General features: G+C 39.0%; 21 protein-coding genes. 4 read left to right on the forward strand and 17 right to left on the reverse strand.

The features are described from left to right. Nucleotides 1-316: 316 nt before the first annotated feature. The 17 genes from O3611_RS05950 to O3611_RS06030 all read right to left on the reverse strand — a co-directional run bounded on the left by O3611_RS05950 (nt 317) and on the right by O3611_RS06030 (nt 9615). Nucleotides 317-691: an MAG6450 family protein gene (locus O3611_RS05950; RefSeq protein WP_049530335.1), complete on the reverse strand. Its 375-nt coding sequence runs from the start codon at nt 689-691 to the stop codon at nt 317-319. Between the two features lie 3 nt (nt 692-694). Beyond that, nucleotides 695-1144 carry a Panacea domain-containing protein gene (locus O3611_RS05955; RefSeq protein WP_049530336.1) on the reverse strand — a complete coding sequence of 150 codons (450 nt, stop codon included), beginning with the start codon at nt 1142-1144 and terminating at the stop codon, nt 695-697. Between the two features lie 255 nt (nt 1145-1399). Continuing rightward, complete coding sequence (locus O3611_RS05960; RefSeq protein ID WP_371608083.1) at nt 1400-1819, reverse strand: DUF1492 domain-containing protein; 420 nt, start codon at nt 1817-1819, stop codon at nt 1400-1402. Nucleotides 1820-2161: 342 nt separating this feature from the next. After that, nucleotides 2162-2476: a hypothetical protein gene (locus tag O3611_RS05965; protein ID WP_045616698.1), complete on the reverse strand. Its 315-nt coding sequence runs from the start codon at nt 2474-2476 to the stop codon at nt 2162-2164. 354 nt (nt 2477-2830) lie between these two features. Then, nucleotides 2831-3334 carry a hypothetical protein gene (locus O3611_RS05970; protein ID WP_371608122.1) on the reverse strand — a complete coding sequence of 168 codons (504 nt, stop codon included), beginning with the start codon at nt 3332-3334 and terminating at the stop codon, nt 2831-2833. Between the two features lie 98 nt (nt 3335-3432). Further along, nucleotides 3433-3891, reverse strand: a complete 459-nt coding sequence (locus O3611_RS05975) for a hypothetical protein (protein ID WP_268710293.1) — start codon at nt 3889-3891, stop codon at nt 3433-3435. A gap of 11 nt (nt 3892-3902) precedes the next feature. Further along, nucleotides 3903-4079 (reverse strand): hypothetical protein, encoded by a 177-nt coding sequence (locus O3611_RS05980; protein ID WP_333502600.1) that lies wholly within the window; start codon nt 4077-4079, stop codon nt 3903-3905. A 294-nt stretch (nt 4080-4373) separates the two neighbouring features. Beyond that, nucleotides 4374-6014, reverse strand: coding sequence for a phage/plasmid primase, P4 family (locus tag O3611_RS05985; RefSeq protein WP_333502601.1), 1641 nt, complete (start codon nt 6012-6014; stop codon nt 4374-4376). Nucleotides 6015-6033: 19 nt separating this feature from the next. Further along, entirely contained in the window at nt 6034-6894 is an 861-nt protein-coding gene (locus O3611_RS05990; RefSeq protein WP_371608084.1) for a primase alpha helix C-terminal domain-containing protein, read from the reverse strand. 1 nt (nt 6895) lies between these two features. After that, nucleotides 6896-7042 carry a hypothetical protein gene (locus tag O3611_RS05995; protein ID WP_333502603.1) on the reverse strand — a complete coding sequence of 49 codons (147 nt, stop codon included), beginning with the start codon at nt 7040-7042 and terminating at the stop codon, nt 6896-6898. Continuing rightward, entirely contained in the window at nt 7035-7310 is a 276-nt protein-coding gene (locus tag O3611_RS06000; protein ID WP_333502604.1) for an XRE family transcriptional regulator, read from the reverse strand. Before O3611_RS06000 ends, O3611_RS05995 begins: the two co-directional genes overlap by 8 nt. Then, complete coding sequence (locus O3611_RS06005) at nt 7303-7644, reverse strand: DNA-binding protein (RefSeq protein WP_371608123.1); 342 nt, start codon at nt 7642-7644, stop codon at nt 7303-7305. Before O3611_RS06005 ends, O3611_RS06000 begins: the two co-directional genes overlap by 8 nt. Then, the gene (locus O3611_RS06010) at nt 7641-7856 is read right to left on the reverse strand and encodes a hypothetical protein (RefSeq protein WP_371608085.1); all 216 of its coding nucleotides are present in this window, start codon (nt 7854-7856) and stop codon (nt 7641-7643) included. The genes O3611_RS06005 and O3611_RS06010 overlap by 4 nt, the downstream gene beginning before the upstream one ends. Before the next feature lies 1 nt (nt 7857). Continuing rightward, nucleotides 7858-8058, reverse strand: a complete 201-nt coding sequence (locus O3611_RS06015; RefSeq protein WP_371608086.1) for a hypothetical protein — start codon at nt 8056-8058, stop codon at nt 7858-7860. Next, nucleotides 8055-8450, reverse strand: coding sequence for a hypothetical protein (locus tag O3611_RS06020; RefSeq protein ID WP_371608124.1), 396 nt, complete (start codon nt 8448-8450; stop codon nt 8055-8057). Before O3611_RS06020 ends, O3611_RS06015 begins: the two co-directional genes overlap by 4 nt. 447 nt (nt 8451-8897) lie before the next feature. After that, nucleotides 8898-9305: a hypothetical protein gene (locus O3611_RS06025; RefSeq protein WP_371608087.1), complete on the reverse strand. Its 408-nt coding sequence runs from the start codon at nt 9303-9305 to the stop codon at nt 8898-8900. Between the two features lie 118 nt (nt 9306-9423). Next, nucleotides 9424-9615 carry a helix-turn-helix transcriptional regulator gene (locus O3611_RS06030; RefSeq protein ID WP_371608088.1) on the reverse strand — a complete coding sequence of 64 codons (192 nt, stop codon included), beginning with the start codon at nt 9613-9615 and terminating at the stop codon, nt 9424-9426. A 179-nt stretch (nt 9616-9794) separates the two neighbouring features. Between O3611_RS06030 and O3611_RS06035 the strand changes: the two genes are divergently transcribed. The 4 genes from O3611_RS06035 to O3611_RS06050 all read left to right on the forward strand — a co-directional run bounded on the left by O3611_RS06035 (nt 9795) and on the right by O3611_RS06050 (nt 15657). Continuing rightward, nucleotides 9795-10535, forward strand: a complete 741-nt coding sequence (locus O3611_RS06035; RefSeq protein WP_371608089.1) for an XRE family transcriptional regulator — start codon at nt 9795-9797, stop codon at nt 10533-10535. Nucleotides 10536-11192: 657 nt separating this feature from the next. Then, nucleotides 11193-12044: a DNA damage-inducible protein D gene (dinD, locus tag O3611_RS06040; RefSeq protein ID WP_371608090.1), complete on the forward strand. Its 852-nt coding sequence runs from the start codon at nt 11193-11195 to the stop codon at nt 12042-12044. 177 nt (nt 12045-12221) lie between these two features. Next, nucleotides 12222-13388 carry a site-specific integrase gene (locus O3611_RS06045; protein WP_371608091.1) on the forward strand — a complete coding sequence of 389 codons (1167 nt, stop codon included), beginning with the start codon at nt 12222-12224 and terminating at the stop codon, nt 13386-13388. Nucleotides 13389-13578: 190 nt separating this feature from the next. Continuing rightward, a complete protein-coding gene (locus O3611_RS06050) occupies nt 13579-15657 on the forward strand; it encodes a GH92 family glycosyl hydrolase (RefSeq protein ID WP_371608092.1) in 2079 nt (692 codons plus the stop codon). The last annotated feature ends 292 nt before the right edge of the window (nt 15658-15949 follow it).

The following is a 15949-nucleotide window of genomic DNA, read 5'->3' on the forward strand; positions in this document are numbered from 1 at the left end:
CTTTTAGTCCAGAAAATATATACACAAATGTTAGTCATTATTCTACAAAATCAAAAATTGCTTATTTTATGTTTCTTTATAGTTCCCTAACCCTTATATTACGCGATTTTTGACAAAAATCACTAATATTACTGTTTACTACTTGCTCCCCCAAAGTACGCAAAAAGGGGAGCAAAAAAGCCCCACAAAAGGGCTAGGATTTGACGAGTTCAGCAGGCAAGAAACTAGCACGGTCAAACGTGCTTTTTTATTAGGAAATCAAGGTATACGTTTACTAAAAGCAAACAAACGTATATATGTTTAGTAAATTTCTCCATTACTCAGCATTTGTTTTATGTTTGGGATCTATACGGGTTATATTAAAATAGTTTTCACTATTGTAATATCCAAACACTCTAAATGAATTACAATCTTTCCCGTAATGTACAACATCTTTGTTATTGATGGTTTGTGTTACCCCACCTTTTGTTCTCAAATACAGTTTATCTACTTGAGTTATCGTTAATTTCTTTCCAATAGTTATATCAATGAAGTTGTGTAAGGCTTTAATATCTGCAGCTTTTAAGTCTTTAAATGCGAAATTGTTATCTAATTGCTCACTAATTGAGAATTTAAAAGGAACATCTCGTAAAGCTGTTAATGAAGCGCCCTTACTCGAAGAAGCACTATTTTTGTTTGTTAGTTTCTTCAAGAATTAGTCTCCAATATAAATTGAAAGATAGTACTCTTTCATGTCTTCGGCATTAATCAGTTCATGACTAGGTTCTGTTTCCCCTAAACCTTTACGAGCATTTATCCAAGGAAGTTCACTATGTGTCAATGCTTCTAATTCGTTTGCAGATTTTGACCCGTATGTAATCCATACAGATTCCAATAAATCTAATGTCTTATTATCAAACAAATCTGAATTATCTTCTGTTTGTTCAATATCATTCCATCCAAATTCTTTATATCTGCTATACAATTCTGGAGAGACAGGACCATGTACCCACGCCTCAAATTTTGTATCAGATATAAGAGAGTCATTAAACAATGCGTAACTCCATGCTTCAAAATAATAAGAAAGTTTTTGTAACTTTTTAGGAGTCATTGCTTCTTTTGATAGAAACCAATCAGAAATATTAAAAATGCTATATTTTTTCATCTCTTTTCTACTCCTTTCTAAAAAAATTATAACAGCTCACTATACTTATGTCAATCTATTTCGCTTTAAAATTAAGTTAAAACATATTTTTTTAAAGCCAAATTTCAAGTTCAAGTTAGTCATCAAGCAGTCTTCTCTGGGAGACTTGTAGTTTGTCCGTGGTGTTTTAGTTGTCCAGTACGAAACAAAGCGAAATAGGGGCGAATATGAAGCCTAGGGCTCCCTATATGTACTAGTCTATGTGGTAAGGTTAAATCAATCCCCATTTACCATATCAGCTAAGTGTTCTATAGCTTTTTGCCTTATAAGGTATACTGCAGTCTTTGATTTTCCTATTTCTTCAGCGACTTCCAAAGCTACAAGATCGTTCAAGTAAAAAAGTCTTAGAACAGATCGCTCAAGCGGATTGTCCAGTTTATCAATTAGCCCAGATATTGCCATTCTCTCCTCAGTAAGTCGCTCAATTCTCTGTAAAGTGTCCTCTTTCAACTTCAGAACACTTATAAGGTTATTCTCTGCTGTATTTACCCGGCTTGTTTGTACTCTGGTAGTGCTCAGTTCTTGCTTTTTGATAATACCACCTTCCAAGGCTTCCAATTCCAAATATAAGCCTTTGATCTCCTTGTTTATCCACTTAACGCCCTCTAGTTTTTCTTTTACCTGCTCTGGTGTCATACCTTGGCCTCCTGTATGGTATAATTTTATTGTGTTAATTATAGCTGAGGTGGTAAGCCTTGGCTTTTTTGCATTTTCAACGACGGGCGGGATATGTTCATAAATGTCCATATTCGAAAGCATGTTGTAAGTGTAAATAAGGCAAGTTATTTGTTCCTTCTCTGCTTGATAAATGATAGGGGATATACCCCACTTTCTCAGGCTTCGCTCTAGCTTCAAGCTATGTAATCTTCTCTGTTCGTTCTCTGTTCAAGAGCTATTTTCTCGGCGTTCGCTCGGAGTTCAACACACATAACCCTGCCATTTGTCAGGCATATTTTTTGCCACTACCTTACCAAAACCTTACCATTCCTCTGGTTCGCTAAACATACTTTCAGGAAAGCCACAAACTGAAATTAAATACTGACAAGCGTTATAATCTACCCAAAGCGCTCCATCTTCTGAGTGGTGGAAATACTTATCTGGTAGCGTTCCAAGGTATGCACCCATTTTATAAATAGATACCCCACCTTTTTGGCTTGGTAACAGTCCAGTATATCCTCTGCGTAGTCCATGATTCAAAGCGTTGCTATTGCCATATTTTGGTTTTCTGTTTCCCCTGTTGCCTTTTGCTACTTGGTTGCCCGGCAAAAATCTCCCTCGGCTATCACGTTCCATATTGCACCTTTCTACGGTGTTCGTTTGGTAGAATTGTTCCATTACTACAAATTATCTAAGGCCTCCTAAACTACTTAGTTAATGGGTAGCTTTAGAGGTGAAAAAATCAAGCTAACTTCCTGATAGCACTACATTCCCTAATACCTTTAAACATTTCAAAAAGGGAATTTTTCGGACAGAAGAGGGCAGCGTTCTTTTCCTCTAGCAAAATATACCCCCGTCTGAAAATAAAGGGGGTATCTCTGCCTCTTGTCTCGTATTCATACATGTTTAGTATCTTGTAATTGACTGTTGTAACTGTGTTCTTTATTTAGATTTGTTTGAAAATGTTCCAAAAAACTACTTCATATTGTCTCACAATCTCAAACCATTCAGCCAAAAGCTATCCCCTTTTCTGGTGTAGTTAACAAACTTTTGATAATGCTTGTAATACTTGTCACGCTTCATATACTTTGGTCTTTCAGGAAAACTGTCAAACATATATCCGCCACGTTTGGGACTCCAACCTGGTTCTACCTTTCTAGCTTCCCTAAGCGCAAGCTCCCAATAGTATTGGCAATCTGTCTTACTTCGGTTCAGTGTTGACTTGTGTATTTTCTGGCATGATCCACAACCATATAGCAAAAGTCTCTTATAGAGTTTTCTGCATCGTTTACCACAAATAGGACAGAGAAAAAAGTAGCGATTTCCTCCCTTAGTTCCTGGTATTCTTGCTAAATCAAAACGATCACGTTCAAAGGTGATACACAGATTATCTAGGTCTATTTCTAGTTTTCTACCGTCCAACTCAGCTATACCGTGACTGATATTCTTGTTTTTCATTGGCTTTATAAATGTCTCTATGGTTATTGATTTTATAACTTCCATTCGTTCAAAAATCCCCCTATATAGAAAAACCCAAATTGATTGGGTTTAGTAGCAATGAAACCACAAAAAGAGGCAATGCCCCTTTGCTGCTATTCTTCACTGAGTAAGCCGCTTACTACCACATTACGGATAAACTGAGCTTGTTTTTCTTTGGGCAGTTGCAGGGCTTCAAGCAAAGACTCCAGAGCTTGCTTGTCTGTGCTTGCAATCAACTTTTTAATGATATTCTGGAACTGCCCTTCTAGGTACTCGCAAAAATGGATCCGCTGTGCTTGTGTTGGCTGCACTGGTACTGGTGAACTATCTGCAATCAGCAAGAAGCAGGCTTCCGCGATTTGGGCGAATAACTTTGCACGCGCTTCAGGGTGTCTGTATAACTCATAGGCGTTTATGCTGGTGTCTTCTGCCCGGAGCTTCTCACCTAGTTCAATCAATTCAGGCGTATCTTCAAGACACACCGGTGTTACATCCGCCATAAAATCGTCACGCTTACGGTTGAGTTCCTCCAGTTCCTGATCTGCCTGTTCAAAGTATGCTGGTTCTGTCATGGGTTTCCTCCTTATTCTTTGTATAGGACCAGTAACGCTGTGATTGTATCTAAATTTTCATAGTCGCCACTAGTTGCCTCTGTATATTTCACGTCAATAACTTCAACGCCTGCCATAAAGTCGTTTACCTGGTTTTCAAATTCCTGCAGGCTTTGCTTCTGTTGCTGATAAAATAGCTTGACTTTCATTTTTAGCTCCTTTTTTATACGCTTCTTGAAAATTTTATACACTTGTTTTTGAAAGTGTATAAAAAATAAAGTCAGTAGTACCAAGGGTTTTGCTATTGTTTTATACACTTTATACACTTTATACATTAAAATAAAAATATATATAGGGGATAATAGGAACCCCATTTTTGAAACATAATATAAGGAAATTTTTTTATTTCCGTGTTTTTCGTATAAAGTGTATAAAACCCTTGATATGACAACGTTTTTAAGTGTATAAAATTTTTGCCCTACTGTATAAAGTGTATAAAATTCTTATTTTCTTTTCCTTCTCTTTTTGTACTCTGGCCAATGGTTGTAATACCCGCGTTCATTCTTTGGCTTTTTCTGCTTTTCGGGTGTTGCCCTACCATTAGTATAGGCTACGCTTGCAAACGGCGGTAGGTCTTCTTTAGGATAAAAACCTTTATGGATCTGTTGCCCTGCAGGGATAACCTTCTGGCCAACTGCAAAACCTTCAGGCAAGTTGCTTTTGATTTCTCGATGTAAGCCCATTTCTGACCTGTTTTCTTTAATACCATAGTATTCTAGGAAACCTTTCCAAACGTGATAGACAAAACTATTAGGGATAAACTCACTTGTCAATTCATCAGTAAAAAACTTAGAAACAAAATCAATAACGGGGTTCATATCCTTGTGGTGTTCTTCTAAAATTTCAATCGACTTCGTAGGGTTAATGTCAGCGATTGGTGTTTCAATGGCCAACTTAACCAGGTACTCCAGCACTTCTTTGCGGTTAATGTAATCGTCTTTGATAGCCTTATTAGGTTTATCTTTAAATACTTTGGTAAAAGGTAAAATTCTAAATCGCCTATCAATAGCTGACTTATCTCCGTTCATTCTTGGTAAACCATTAGATGACTGTACCACCGTCATATTAAGGCGTATGCTGTAAGGGCGTTTTCCTTTGTCCTCTATGGTCATTATGTCGCCTGTTGCTAAGCTAAACATATCTGAAGTGTCTCTAATTACTGCGTCCTTTTGTACATCATCACCGATTACAAGCGACTTTCCCAATAATATAGAAGTTGAAAATTGGCTTTTTGTTAAACCAGTGATCTTCAAACTGGCCACATTTTCCATACCAACTAGGTTTATAAGTAACTGCTGAAAAGTTCCTTTTCCTGTTCCACCTTCACCGAAAAGCCAAAAGATCTTTTGTAATGACTGCCCTGTGATGCTTGCTTTTATAATTTGGATAGCAAGGTTATAAAGCTCCTCGTCACCGTCAAACAACTCTAAAAGCCAAGCTGTCGGCTTCCAGCCGTTAATTATAGGCTCTTCTGCCCCAGGGTTATAACCTGTTTTTATCTTTCTTGTTGCTGTAATCTCTGGTGTAGTTTCTTCAAAAATGCCTGTCTTAGCATTGTATAGCTGTTTCCCAATTACAGTATAATTGCCTTGGATTTCCCTCATTTGGCTTTGTCTTGCTATTTTATAAAGCGTGTCAAATGCCTGTTTTTCTGTTGTGTTTGGATAAATGACAGAAATAAGATCTTGCAAAAATTCATTATCCTCTAACCAGATACCAAAATCAGGATTATAGAAATATAGTGGGGCTTTTTGCCCTTGTGCCTCTGGCTTAATTCTAATAAATCGGATATGCTTTTTTAACATAATAGCAACTCCCAGCGGATTAGTTGGTAAAGCCTTGCTGCTCTTTTCCTCGCCTTTCTGCTGGGCTAGTTCTTCATGCTGGGCCTCGGTCAACCTGCCGGCCTTTACATTTTCAAGGTGTTTGCTGTCTGTCATAACTTCTTCATAAGCTTGCTGATAAGCCTTGTCTTTGATTTCTTGACACTCTTTGATAAGCTGCCCCCTAACACCTTTGAAAGTCTTAAAGTGCTTATCTTCACTTTCACGCACCTCTAATATTTCACTTTCCAGGCTTTTCAATTTTTCCTTTTCTATGGTCCTACCCTCTCTTTCTGTATTCTGCCCGTGCTATGCTGCTGAAAGTACGGTCTAGTTCCTCGATTGGTAAAGGTTCAGCAGTCACGCTATTAGCTATCTTTGTAAGTTCGTAGGCGGTCTCTAGGTCACAATCAACCCACTTGTTAAAGAGTAAACCTACGAAGCGTGTCAGTGCTACGTTGCGCCCTCCCTCGTCTCCAAAGCCATTAAAAAGCGTGTCAATGATCCTCATGGTCATAGATCTCTGCCCCCTCGGTCTGGGTGTGAATTTACCAGTAGTTTCTTGCTTCGCTCTTGGTTCAACCTTGGGGACTGGATAATCTAGGCCATGCTCGACAATTTTCTGATATTCGGATGGTTCTCCAGTGGTTACTGGTAGCCCTTGGAGTTGTGACCAGGTTAGACTGGCCATGTCAAAGGGTAGTCCTATCTTGTCAGCAATCTCCTTCACTACCTGCTTATAGGTTGCCTCATTCATCACGTTGTCAGGCTTCACTACAAGGCGAAAACGGGGCTTTTCTAAGCTATGTTTGATAGTCGGGTACAAGATGTAGGAGTAGCCAAACAAGGCGCTAGAAACGGCTTCTATGAAGTCCTCAGACGTTCCCTGTATATCGTCATAATCAAGAAAAATCAAATCCCGATAGATTAGACTGGAGTTGTTTCGCTTGTAACTCCCGTTTTTCTCCGGCATAACCTTACCACTTAAACAATATGGCGCCTGGGTTCTTTTGTATTCCTCCGGATCAGCACTTTCAGGGACTACAAAAGGTTTAAAGCGTTCAATATACTGGAAAGGCTCAATCTTATCAAATGGATAGACAAGATTACCCTGAAAGCCTCTAGCCTCGTAAATTGTCATACTATCGCCCCTTTTTTCGTTTCTTCATCAGTTTCTTCAGTTGTTTCCGTGCTTTGAGTTGCTTCAACTTTGGGCGTCTGACCTTGGTTTTATCTTCCTTGGCTAACTTCATACCAGCATAAGCTGGCTCTGTCATGTATCTACCCATTTTTCACCCCAAAAAACTTCCAGATGTCAGATATTTTATAATAGATTTTCCTAGTATCTTCTAGTGGGGGCTGGTATCGTCTTAGCCCAGCATCTTCCCACTTTTGAAGTGTCTTATATTTTACGTCTAACTCGTCCATGACTTCCTGGGCTGAGATTAACCCTGTCAATCGTGGTTTGACTGTATCACGCGCTTCCAGGTAATTCTCCACAAGCTCCAGAACGCCATGAGTTAGCTCATATTCGCTTTCTTTGCTGAGACTAAACATATTCATCAGCTCCCTTCAGTAGTTGCTTGTAGCTCTCTAAATCAGCATTTAAAAGGACAGTTAGGCGCTTCTGTTCCTCCTGTATTTGGTTATAGAACGCCTTTGCTCCGTCCAGTAGCTCCTCTTTGTTAGCTGGGATAAAGTAGCCTCTGAAAGCCCCATGACGTACCCCGATGATAGGAACACCGTAGCGCGTGATCAGACGGCTGATAATGTCCTGTACGGTTCTTTCTGCTAGCTTAGTGATCAGGCTGATCTCTGCCCCCGTTATGGAGTTCTCCGCACCTATCTTGATTAGTCTTAATACTCGCTTGTCATTCTCTGTTAGGCTCATTGAATCCCTCCCCATACGTTAACCCCTGAAAGCTGGATGTATCGCCCATAATCAGGGTTTAAATTCTCGCTAGGTGTTTCTATCCCCTGTGTGCTTTCTCGCTCAATTTGGGCGCTTTTTTTGCGGTCTCGGTGGTTTAAATAAAGCAGCAAGCCAATCAATATCATCACGAAGATAACCGCCTGTGTATTGGTTAAATCTAGTTCGTTCATGTTATGCCCTCGCCTTGTAGTTCTTGATGTAGTCCACTTGGTCACTTCGTTCCATCTTCAGGAAGTCGTCCAATTCTTCGGTACTTACTTTTCTGTTTACAAAATCAGCGATAAACTGGAATAGGTTTGGATTTTTTGCCTTGATCTCAGCCATTCGTTTATCAAATTCTGCTTGTGTCATGTTGTCTAGGTCTGTTGTCATTGCATTGCCTCCTCAAACTTCTCTATAAGACAACTTTTATTTACTTTTTGAGTTCCATTTTTAGAGTTAAAAAGAATATCTTTTAAGGTTACAGTAGCCTCTAAATACTCCTTTTCAGCATGTTCTATATACGCCTGTTGCTCTGCTTCGTTCTCAAAAAAGTGCTTTGCTTGACGTTTAAAGAATGCTTGTCGCATAGCATCCATTTCAAAAATACCAGGGTGGAAAAACATTCCAGTAGCGCTTTTAGAAACGGTTTCGATTTTATGACTTTCATTCAATTCAGGAAGTTCAATCCAAAGTAAACGGGATAAATCTTCTTTGATTGATTTTGTCTGATTTGCCAATAAAGAAAGTCTTCTTAGGCCATTTTTTTCGCCAATTTCTAGCATTTCTGCGCTAATTCTGTTTATACGTCTAGTTAAATTCTCGTATGTTGTTTCTGTCATGTTTTTTACCTCTGTTTCTGTGTTTGTGTAATTGCCTTGATGGGCTTTTTAATGGTTGTTTCCTATACTAGCTAATTCCCACACCCAGACTCGCCAAATTGAAAGCGTGAGAAAGTACCAGTTTTAAGAGTTGGCGCTCTCCGTATGGTCAAATTGCCCTAGATATGGTATAATCTAGGTATAAATCGTTACTAAAACCCTTTTAATAACAGCTTGCCTGCTTTGTTAAATTCGTTTTAGTGTTAGTGTGAAAGGCTCTGCGGTGTGGTTATTGCTAAGCCTTTTTTTGTTGCTCTCACGCGCTTCTTTGGCGTGTTTTTTTATTTCTGAATACTGTGAACTTAATTTCCTGATAGCTCCTTTCTACGGAAACTTTCCGTACTGTTCCATCTACTCATAAACCTCTGACAATTCTTTGAAAATGTCGTCTGGTATTGCTCGCATGGCTTTCTGTTGCAACTCAACTGCCTTGGTCTTATCGTTGTCCTTGCTGGTGTTTGATTCAATGATTCCAGTTAAGGCTAAAACCTGCCTGAAATATAAATCCATTTTCAAACGTTGACCAGCGCTGATCTCTTCTTTTGTTTCCTGCTTGCTTTTTAGTAGGAAAATCTCACTAAATTCCCCATCTTCTACCTTGTAGTCAATAGCCTTACGGTAACGCCAATTTGATAATCGGCCCTTGATGTCTTTTTCTGACCAAGTTGGTAAAGCGTCCAGTATTAGGTCTAGTGTGATGATTCCATTTTCTTCCTGTATGTTCCTCAGTAATTCCTGAGTAAATACTTGTTTCCTCATTGATTTGCTTGCCTGCCTTTCTTCAATCCCAAGTAGTAAAGCACCACTTAAGAAATCTGTAAATGTAGTGTAGTATTACGATTGGTTCGCTCCTTTCTATATCCGTTTAAATCGGATATCAAGTTAAAAAAATAATGTCATCATAAGCAACACCGAAAAGTTTTTCAATCTCTTTTACTTGGGCAACATCAGGGAAACTCTTTCCATTTTCCCACTTGCTCCAAGTAGTTGCAGAAATTCCTAATTTTTGTACTACCTCTAATTGTTTCATGTTGCTATTAGCACGCAACGCTTTCAATGTAAGACGCAAATAGCCCTCACTCCTTTCTTTTGGATATCCGTTTAAATCGGATACAACGACAGTATACGGTATAACCGATAATTTGTCAACACTTTTTTTGATTTTATTTTATTTTTTTTCACCTCACTTGCTTTTTTTACGTTTTAACCGTATAATTAAATTGTGAATTATAGAAAGGCGGTTGTACCATGTCATTAGGAAATAAGCAAATAATGGCGGATAATATCAAAAGACTTTTAAAGGCAAAGGGCTTAAACCCTCGTCAGTTAGCTATTGCGTTAGATTTTAAGTATACAACCGTCAACGACTGGGTAAATGCCAAAACTTACCCACGTATAGATAAAATTGAAATGCTGGCTAATTTTTTCAACGTTTCAAAGTCTGACTTAGTAGAAAATAAAACCGAAGAAATTGCTACCACTTCCCCAGTTCAAGCCATCTATGACCAATTAACCCCACCAAGACAAGCAAAAGCCTTGACTTATCTTGAAAAGCAACTGTTGGAGCAGAACGAAGAAGAAACGAAGATAAACGAAGTATCGGAGGATATTATTCAGCTCTACAGTTACGACTACTACGACCACCCAGCTTCTGCAGGTACAGGCCAGTATTTGAATGATGTACGAGTGGAGCGGATTGAGTTACCAGTAGATATCGATGCCGACTTTGTCATACCAATCAAAGGGGACTCCATGGAGCCAGACTATCACGATGGCGACCTGGTATTCATTCAGACAAGTGTAGACTTGAATGACGGAGTTATCGGCGTATTCAACTACAACGGTGATGCTTATATCAAGCAGCTTGTTATTGATGAAGACCAAGCCTACTTACATAGCTTGAACCCTGCATACAAAGATATGCCAATCACACCAGAGACGGACTTCCGAATTATCGGCGAAGTTGTGGATTTGTATAGAGAGAAATAAAAAAAGACAAGCTAGCTACTGCCAACTTGTCTAATAGTACCTAACTGAAAATAAGCGAAAGGTCAGGTATTTACAACATCATTATACCACTCTTGCATTTAAAATGCGACCTACACCATACCCACGCGCCACAATGTTCAACAATCCTGCAGCGCGTGCTTTCTCGGAGTTCAATGCTCTCTAATACACTCTAAAAACGGTAAGCTTTGATAATTTTAAATGTTTTCACGTCTAAAAGGGAGCTAATACACTCTAACAAAATAAAACTCTTGAAATATTGGGGCTTGTATGCTAGAATGAACTTAATGGATAAGGTTCATTAGAACACCAAAGCCCCTAACTATTGCAGTAGTTAAGGGCTTTTTTGACGTATCTTATAGATTTAACGGGTGTTTTTAGGCTAGTCACTCGGTTTACTTCCTACCATCTAGCCATTTGCAGACGAAATACAAGATAATTCCTGCTATAACATCCGCTATAATGGTAAAAGCGAGCTCTGGGATAAGGTTCATTAGTTTCACCTCCTCTCACGAACCGTAAGGAACGTAATCGGTAACCGATGACAAAAAACATTATATCAAAAGCACCTATCACAAACAATCCCATACTAGGCTTGTAACTTAACTGCTAACAATATTTTAGAAAGGATACTTTATTATGGAACTCCAACAGTACGATGAATTAACTTTTGAAAATATCAAACATATAGACGAAAATGGAGTAGAATTTTGGTATGCCAGAGAACTACAAACCATTCTAGAATATATGGAGTGGCGTAACTTTAACCAAGTTATAGACAAAGCAAAAATAGCCTGTGAAAACTCCGGAGAGCGCGTGGTTACCAATTTTGTTGACGTCAACAAAACTGTACAACTTAATTTTGGAACGCGAGAAATTGCAGATATTAAACTATCACGCTATGCCTGTTATTTAATTGTACAAAATGGCGATCCTAGAAAAGAAGTCATTGCACTAGGGCAATCATATTTTGCTATTAAAACTCGTCAGCAAGAATTACACGATGATTTTAATCGACTGACCGAAGATCAAAAACGAATAGCTATTCGTGATGAAATTAAACGCCACAACAAATCATTAGCCGAATCCGCTGGCAATGCTGGCGTTAAAAACTTTGGCCGATTTCACAACTCAGGATATCAGGGGTTATATGGTGGATTGACTATGCAGGATATCCATAACCTCAAAGAACTAAACGAAGGGGAGCATATTCTGGATTTTATGGGGAGTGCTGAATTAGCTGCTAATTTATTCCGTGCCACTCAGACCGACGAAGTTCTACGACGTAGAAACATAAAAGGCGAAGATCTCGCAAATGATACCCATTTCAACGTAGGCCGAACCATTAGAAATACCATGAAAGAACTCGGAACAACCATGCCGGAGAATCTCCCTACTCCTCGTGAAAGTATACAAGAGTTGAAAAATAAACAGAAAGAACTTGAAAAACAAGCTGATAATAACCAACTTTCGCTCTTTGATGATATGTAATAGCGGGCAATATTAGCCCCATATTTGCCTTGTTTCATACTCTGGTATTATTTACCATCTGACTCTTTAAAATTGAATACAGGGTAATCTGTGAAGCCCTAGCATGATATAAACCACAATCTAAAACCTTTTTAATAATAGCTTGCCTGCTGATGTATTTTAGAAAGGTTTATCATCATGAAAATAACTGAAGTTATAAAAAAAGACGGTTGTAAAGTTTACCGTGCTAATGTATATCTAGGAATTGACCAGATAACAGGAAAGAAAGTTAAAACTAAGGTAACAGGGCGGACACAAAAGGAAGTTAAACAGAAAGCTACTCAAGAAAAAATTGCTTTTCAGAAAGACGGTTGTACTAGACAAAAAGCTAGTACCATAAAAAACTATCAAGAATTAGCCACTCTCTGGTGGGAAAGTTATAAAAATACTGTTAAGCCAAACACTCAAGGCAATGTTAGAAAGCTAATCGATAATCATATATTGCCGATTTTCGGGGCTTACAAGCTCGACAAACTCACTACTCCACTTATCCAGTCAATTATCAACAAACTTGCTGACAAGGCAAATAGAGGGGAAAAAGGGGCTTTTCTACACTATGATATGATACACGCTTTAAACAAACGTATCTTGCAGTATGGCGTAACCATGCAAGCGATACCGTCCAATCCTGCCCGTGATGTTGTTTTACCTCGTAACACTCAGAAAGCAAAGCGAAAAAAAGTAAAACACTTTGATAATCCAGAATTAAAAAAGTTTCTTGTTTATCTTGATAATTTAGATAGTTGTAAATATCGTTATTACTATGATGTAACGCTCTATAAGTTCTTACTTGCTACTGGTTGTCGTATCAATGAAGCTTTAGCCCTTTCTTGGTCTGATATAGATTTAGATAATGCCATTGTACACGTCACCAAAACACTAAATCGGTATTTAGAAATTAACAGCCCAAAGTCAAAGTCTAGTTATCGGGATATAGATATAGATCAAGAGACTGTTAGCATGCTGAAGCAGTACAAACTACGCCAAACTAAAGAGGCCTGGAAGATCGGACAACGTGAAAGTGTAGTATTTTCTGACTTCATTCATGAATATACTAGCATCGTAAAACTTAAAAAAAGATTACTAACACATTTTAAACACGCTGATGTTCCGAATATAGGTTTTCATGGTTTCCGTCATACTCACGCTAGTTTACTGCTTAACTCTGGAATACCTTACAAGGAACTCCAGCACCGCCTAGGTCATTCAACTTTATCAATGACCATGGACACATATAGCCACCTCTCAAAAGAGAACGCAAAAAAAGCAGTATCATTCTACGAAGCTGCACTAAAAGCACTATAAGGGGAGCAAAAAGGGGAGCAAATTCAAAAATCAACGCTTCAAGACAAAGCAAAAAGCCAATAACAACGGTGTTTTGTGAGATTTATTTTGTCAAAAGGCTCATTTTTCTACAAAATTGTTATATTTTGAAGTCGCTTTCTAAAAGTCTCCTTTTTCTGATATAATGTATAAAACTACTGAAGGAATTACTATGAAACCTATACTTGAAACCATTGATACGCGTTTTGGAACAGCCAGTAAACACGCTTTTTCGCGAGGCAATACACTACCCTACACCGGAGTGCCATTCGGCATGAATTACTTTGTCCCCCAAACCAGTGATCAAGAAGGATCCTGGTTCTTTGATCCCCATCTTCCTATCTTTCAGGGTATTCGACTAACCCACCAACCTAGCCCTTGGATTGGCGATTACTCCTGGCTCTTGCTGACACCAATTACAGGAGAAATCAGCGGCGACACCCTCTTCCATCGTCAGTCTTCTTATGCTCAGGACAAAGCTTCTTTCCAGCCTCATTATTTGAAAATCTTCTCTTTGCGCTACCAGATTGAAACGCAACTAAGTCCTACTTGCTATGGATCTTCTATTCAACTAAGACAGATACAAGGAAAAGCCCTCTCCCTCTATCTTCACGCAGCAGATGAACTGAGAGTTGAACAAGTCGATAAGCGAACTATGACCCTGAGACAAGAAGGTGAAACCAATAAAAGTCCTCTCGTCATGTATACTGCTCTCGCATTTTCTGTAGAAATCCTTTCTATTACGCAAGAGGGGCAAGACTGGCGTATTGACTTGGCTGGAGCGGAAGTTCAAGTTCAACTGGCAACTTCTTTTATTTCCAAAGAACAGGCCCTCTTTAATCTTCCTAAACAGGATTTTGAAGAAACAAAACAAGACGCCAAGACAAGTTGGGAAAACCTTCTAGGCCGCTTTGATGTCGTGGAAACCGGCTCAGTAGACCGAACATTTTTTGACCACTGTCTTTATAGACTCTTTCTCTTCCCGCAAACATTTTATGAGGTAAATGAGCAGGGTGAAAACATCCATATGGACCTTGCTTCGAGAACTATCAAGCCTGGTCTACTCTTCACCAACAATGGTTTTTGGGATACTTTCCGCACTTCATTCCCACTCTTTGCCTTGATTATTCCGGAATACTATCGCCAGTTTCTCGAAGGCTTCCTCAATAGCTACCGTGACACCGGATACCTCCCTAAGTGGCTGGCTCCTGACGAACGAGGCATGATGCCTGGTACTTTGATCGATGGTCTTATTGCAGATAGCGCCTGCAAAAACATGGCTCCTGAACTTGAGGAGGAATTTCTCAAAGCCATGCTTGAAACTGCGACCAAGGCAGATCCAAAAGCTATCAACGGACGACACGGCCTGGCACAATACCAAAAGCTAGGATATCTATCCACAGACCACCACGAAAGTGTCAGTCACACACTAGACTATGCTTACAGTGATTTTTGTATCTCTACTTGCGCAGCAAAATTAGATCAAGCAGATCTAGCTCAGACCTATACTCAATATTCTAAGAACTATCAAAACCTATTTGACCCTGAGACAGGTTATATGAGGGCGCGTGATGTAGATGGTAACTTCCGTCCTGACTTTTCTCCTTACAGTTGGGGCCGTGATTATGCTGAGTGTTCAGCCATTCAAGCAAGCCTAGGCGTCTTACATGACATTTCTGGACTTAGTCAACTAATGGGTGGAAAAGAAGCCTTTAGCAACTATCTCTTAAAAGCTTGTCAAAGTATCCCACTCTTTGAAACGACGGGTTATGGATATGAAATTCACGAGATGAGTGAAATGGCAACAGCGCCATTTGGTCAACTAGCCATTTCAAACCAGCCAAGTTTCCACATCCCTTATCTCTTCCGCTACAGTAATTATCCCCAATATACCAGTCTCTTAATCAAGACTCTCCGTCAAAAAGCCTTTCGAGCTGGCTGGGATGCTTATCCAGGAGATGAGGATAACGGTAGTTTATCGGCTTGGTATGTCTGGTCCACTCTTGGGCTTTACCCAACCTGCCCAGGAAAAGCAAGCTATGATCTTGGGATTCCGCTCTTTGATCACCTTCGTGTCTATCTTGCAGAAAAAAAACAGTGGTTGGATATTCGTACTCAACAAAATCATGAACACTTCCACTTTGTACAAGACTGTCATCTTGACGGAAAAGAAGTTCAGAGTATTGGTCACCAGGATTTGCTAAACGCCCAATCTCTCGACTTTACCCTCAGCTGGTTACCAAATCACTAATAGTTCAAATCCCTTTGTCATGTACAAGGGGATTTTCTAATTTATACCAAATCCTCCACAAAGTTATCCACAGATTGTGTATAACTTTCAATCAACTTTCAAATCAATTTCATATACTTCCAAACGATTTCTCTCAACTATTTTTTTGACATCCTAAACTAAAACACCCTCAATATCCTGTTCTATCAATCTTTATAACCGACTAGCTTAGTACCCAACTCACACATTCTATCTCTTTTTTCTAAACTAACATTTGGAAAACAATTTTTTATTTCACAAAGTTATCCACAGA

The organism is Streptococcus sp. 27098_8_91 (assembly GCF_041432385.1).
Classification (GTDB): Bacteria; Bacillota; Bacilli; order Lactobacillales; family Streptococcaceae; genus Streptococcus.

Coding starts and splice junctions, on each gene's coding strand:
- O3611_RS05955 (WP_049530336.1), bottom strand. CDS start 1,144: ATGAAAAAATATAGCATTTTTAATATTTCTGATTGGTTTCTATCAAAA.
- O3611_RS05960 (WP_371608083.1), bottom strand. CDS start 1,819: ATGACACCAGAGCAGGTAAAAGAAAAACTAGAGGGCGTTAAGTGGATA.
- O3611_RS05965 (WP_045616698.1), bottom strand. CDS start 2,476: ATGGAACGTGATAGCCGAGGGAGATTTTTGCCGGGCAACCAAGTAGCA.
- O3611_RS05975 (WP_268710293.1), bottom strand. CDS start 3,891: ATGACAGAACCAGCATACTTTGAACAGGCAGATCAGGAACTGGAGGAA.
- O3611_RS05980 (WP_333502600.1), bottom strand. CDS start 4,079: ATGAAAGTCAAGCTATTTTATCAGCAACAGAAGCAAAGCCTGCAGGAA.
- O3611_RS05990 (WP_371608084.1), bottom strand. CDS start 6,894: ATGACAATTTACGAGGCTAGAGGCTTTCAGGGTAATCTTGTCTATCCA.
- O3611_RS05995 (WP_333502603.1), bottom strand. CDS start 7,042: ATGGGTAGATACATGACAGAGCCAGCTTATGCTGGTATGAAGTTAGCC.
- O3611_RS06000 (WP_333502604.1), bottom strand. CDS start 7,310: ATGTTTAGTCTCAGCAAAGAAAGCGAATATGAGCTAACTCATGGCGTT.
- O3611_RS06005 (WP_371608123.1), bottom strand. CDS start 7,644: ATGAGCCTAACAGAGAATGACAAGCGAGTATTAAGACTAATCAAGATA.
- O3611_RS06010 (WP_371608085.1), bottom strand. CDS start 7,856: ATGAACGAACTAGATTTAACCAATACACAGGCGGTTATCTTCGTGATG.
- O3611_RS06015 (WP_371608086.1), bottom strand. CDS start 8,058: ATGACAACAGACCTAGACAACATGACACAAGCAGAATTTGATAAACGA.
- O3611_RS06020 (WP_371608124.1), bottom strand. CDS start 8,450: ATGCTAGAAATTGGCGAAAAAAATGGCCTAAGAAGACTTTCTTTATTG.
- O3611_RS06025 (WP_371608087.1), bottom strand. CDS start 9,305: ATGAGGAAACAAGTATTTACTCAGGAATTACTGAGGAACATACAGGAA.
- O3611_RS06035 (WP_371608089.1), top strand. CDS start 9,795: ATGTCATTAGGAAATAAGCAAATAATGGCGGATAATATCAAAAGACTT.
- dinD (WP_371608090.1), top strand. CDS start 11,193: ATGGAACTCCAACAGTACGATGAATTAACTTTTGAAAATATCAAACAT.
- O3611_RS06045 (WP_371608091.1), top strand. CDS start 12,222: ATGAAAATAACTGAAGTTATAAAAAAAGACGGTTGTAAAGTTTACCGT.
- O3611_RS06050 (WP_371608092.1), top strand. CDS start 13,579: ATGAAACCTATACTTGAAACCATTGATACGCGTTTTGGAACAGCCAGT.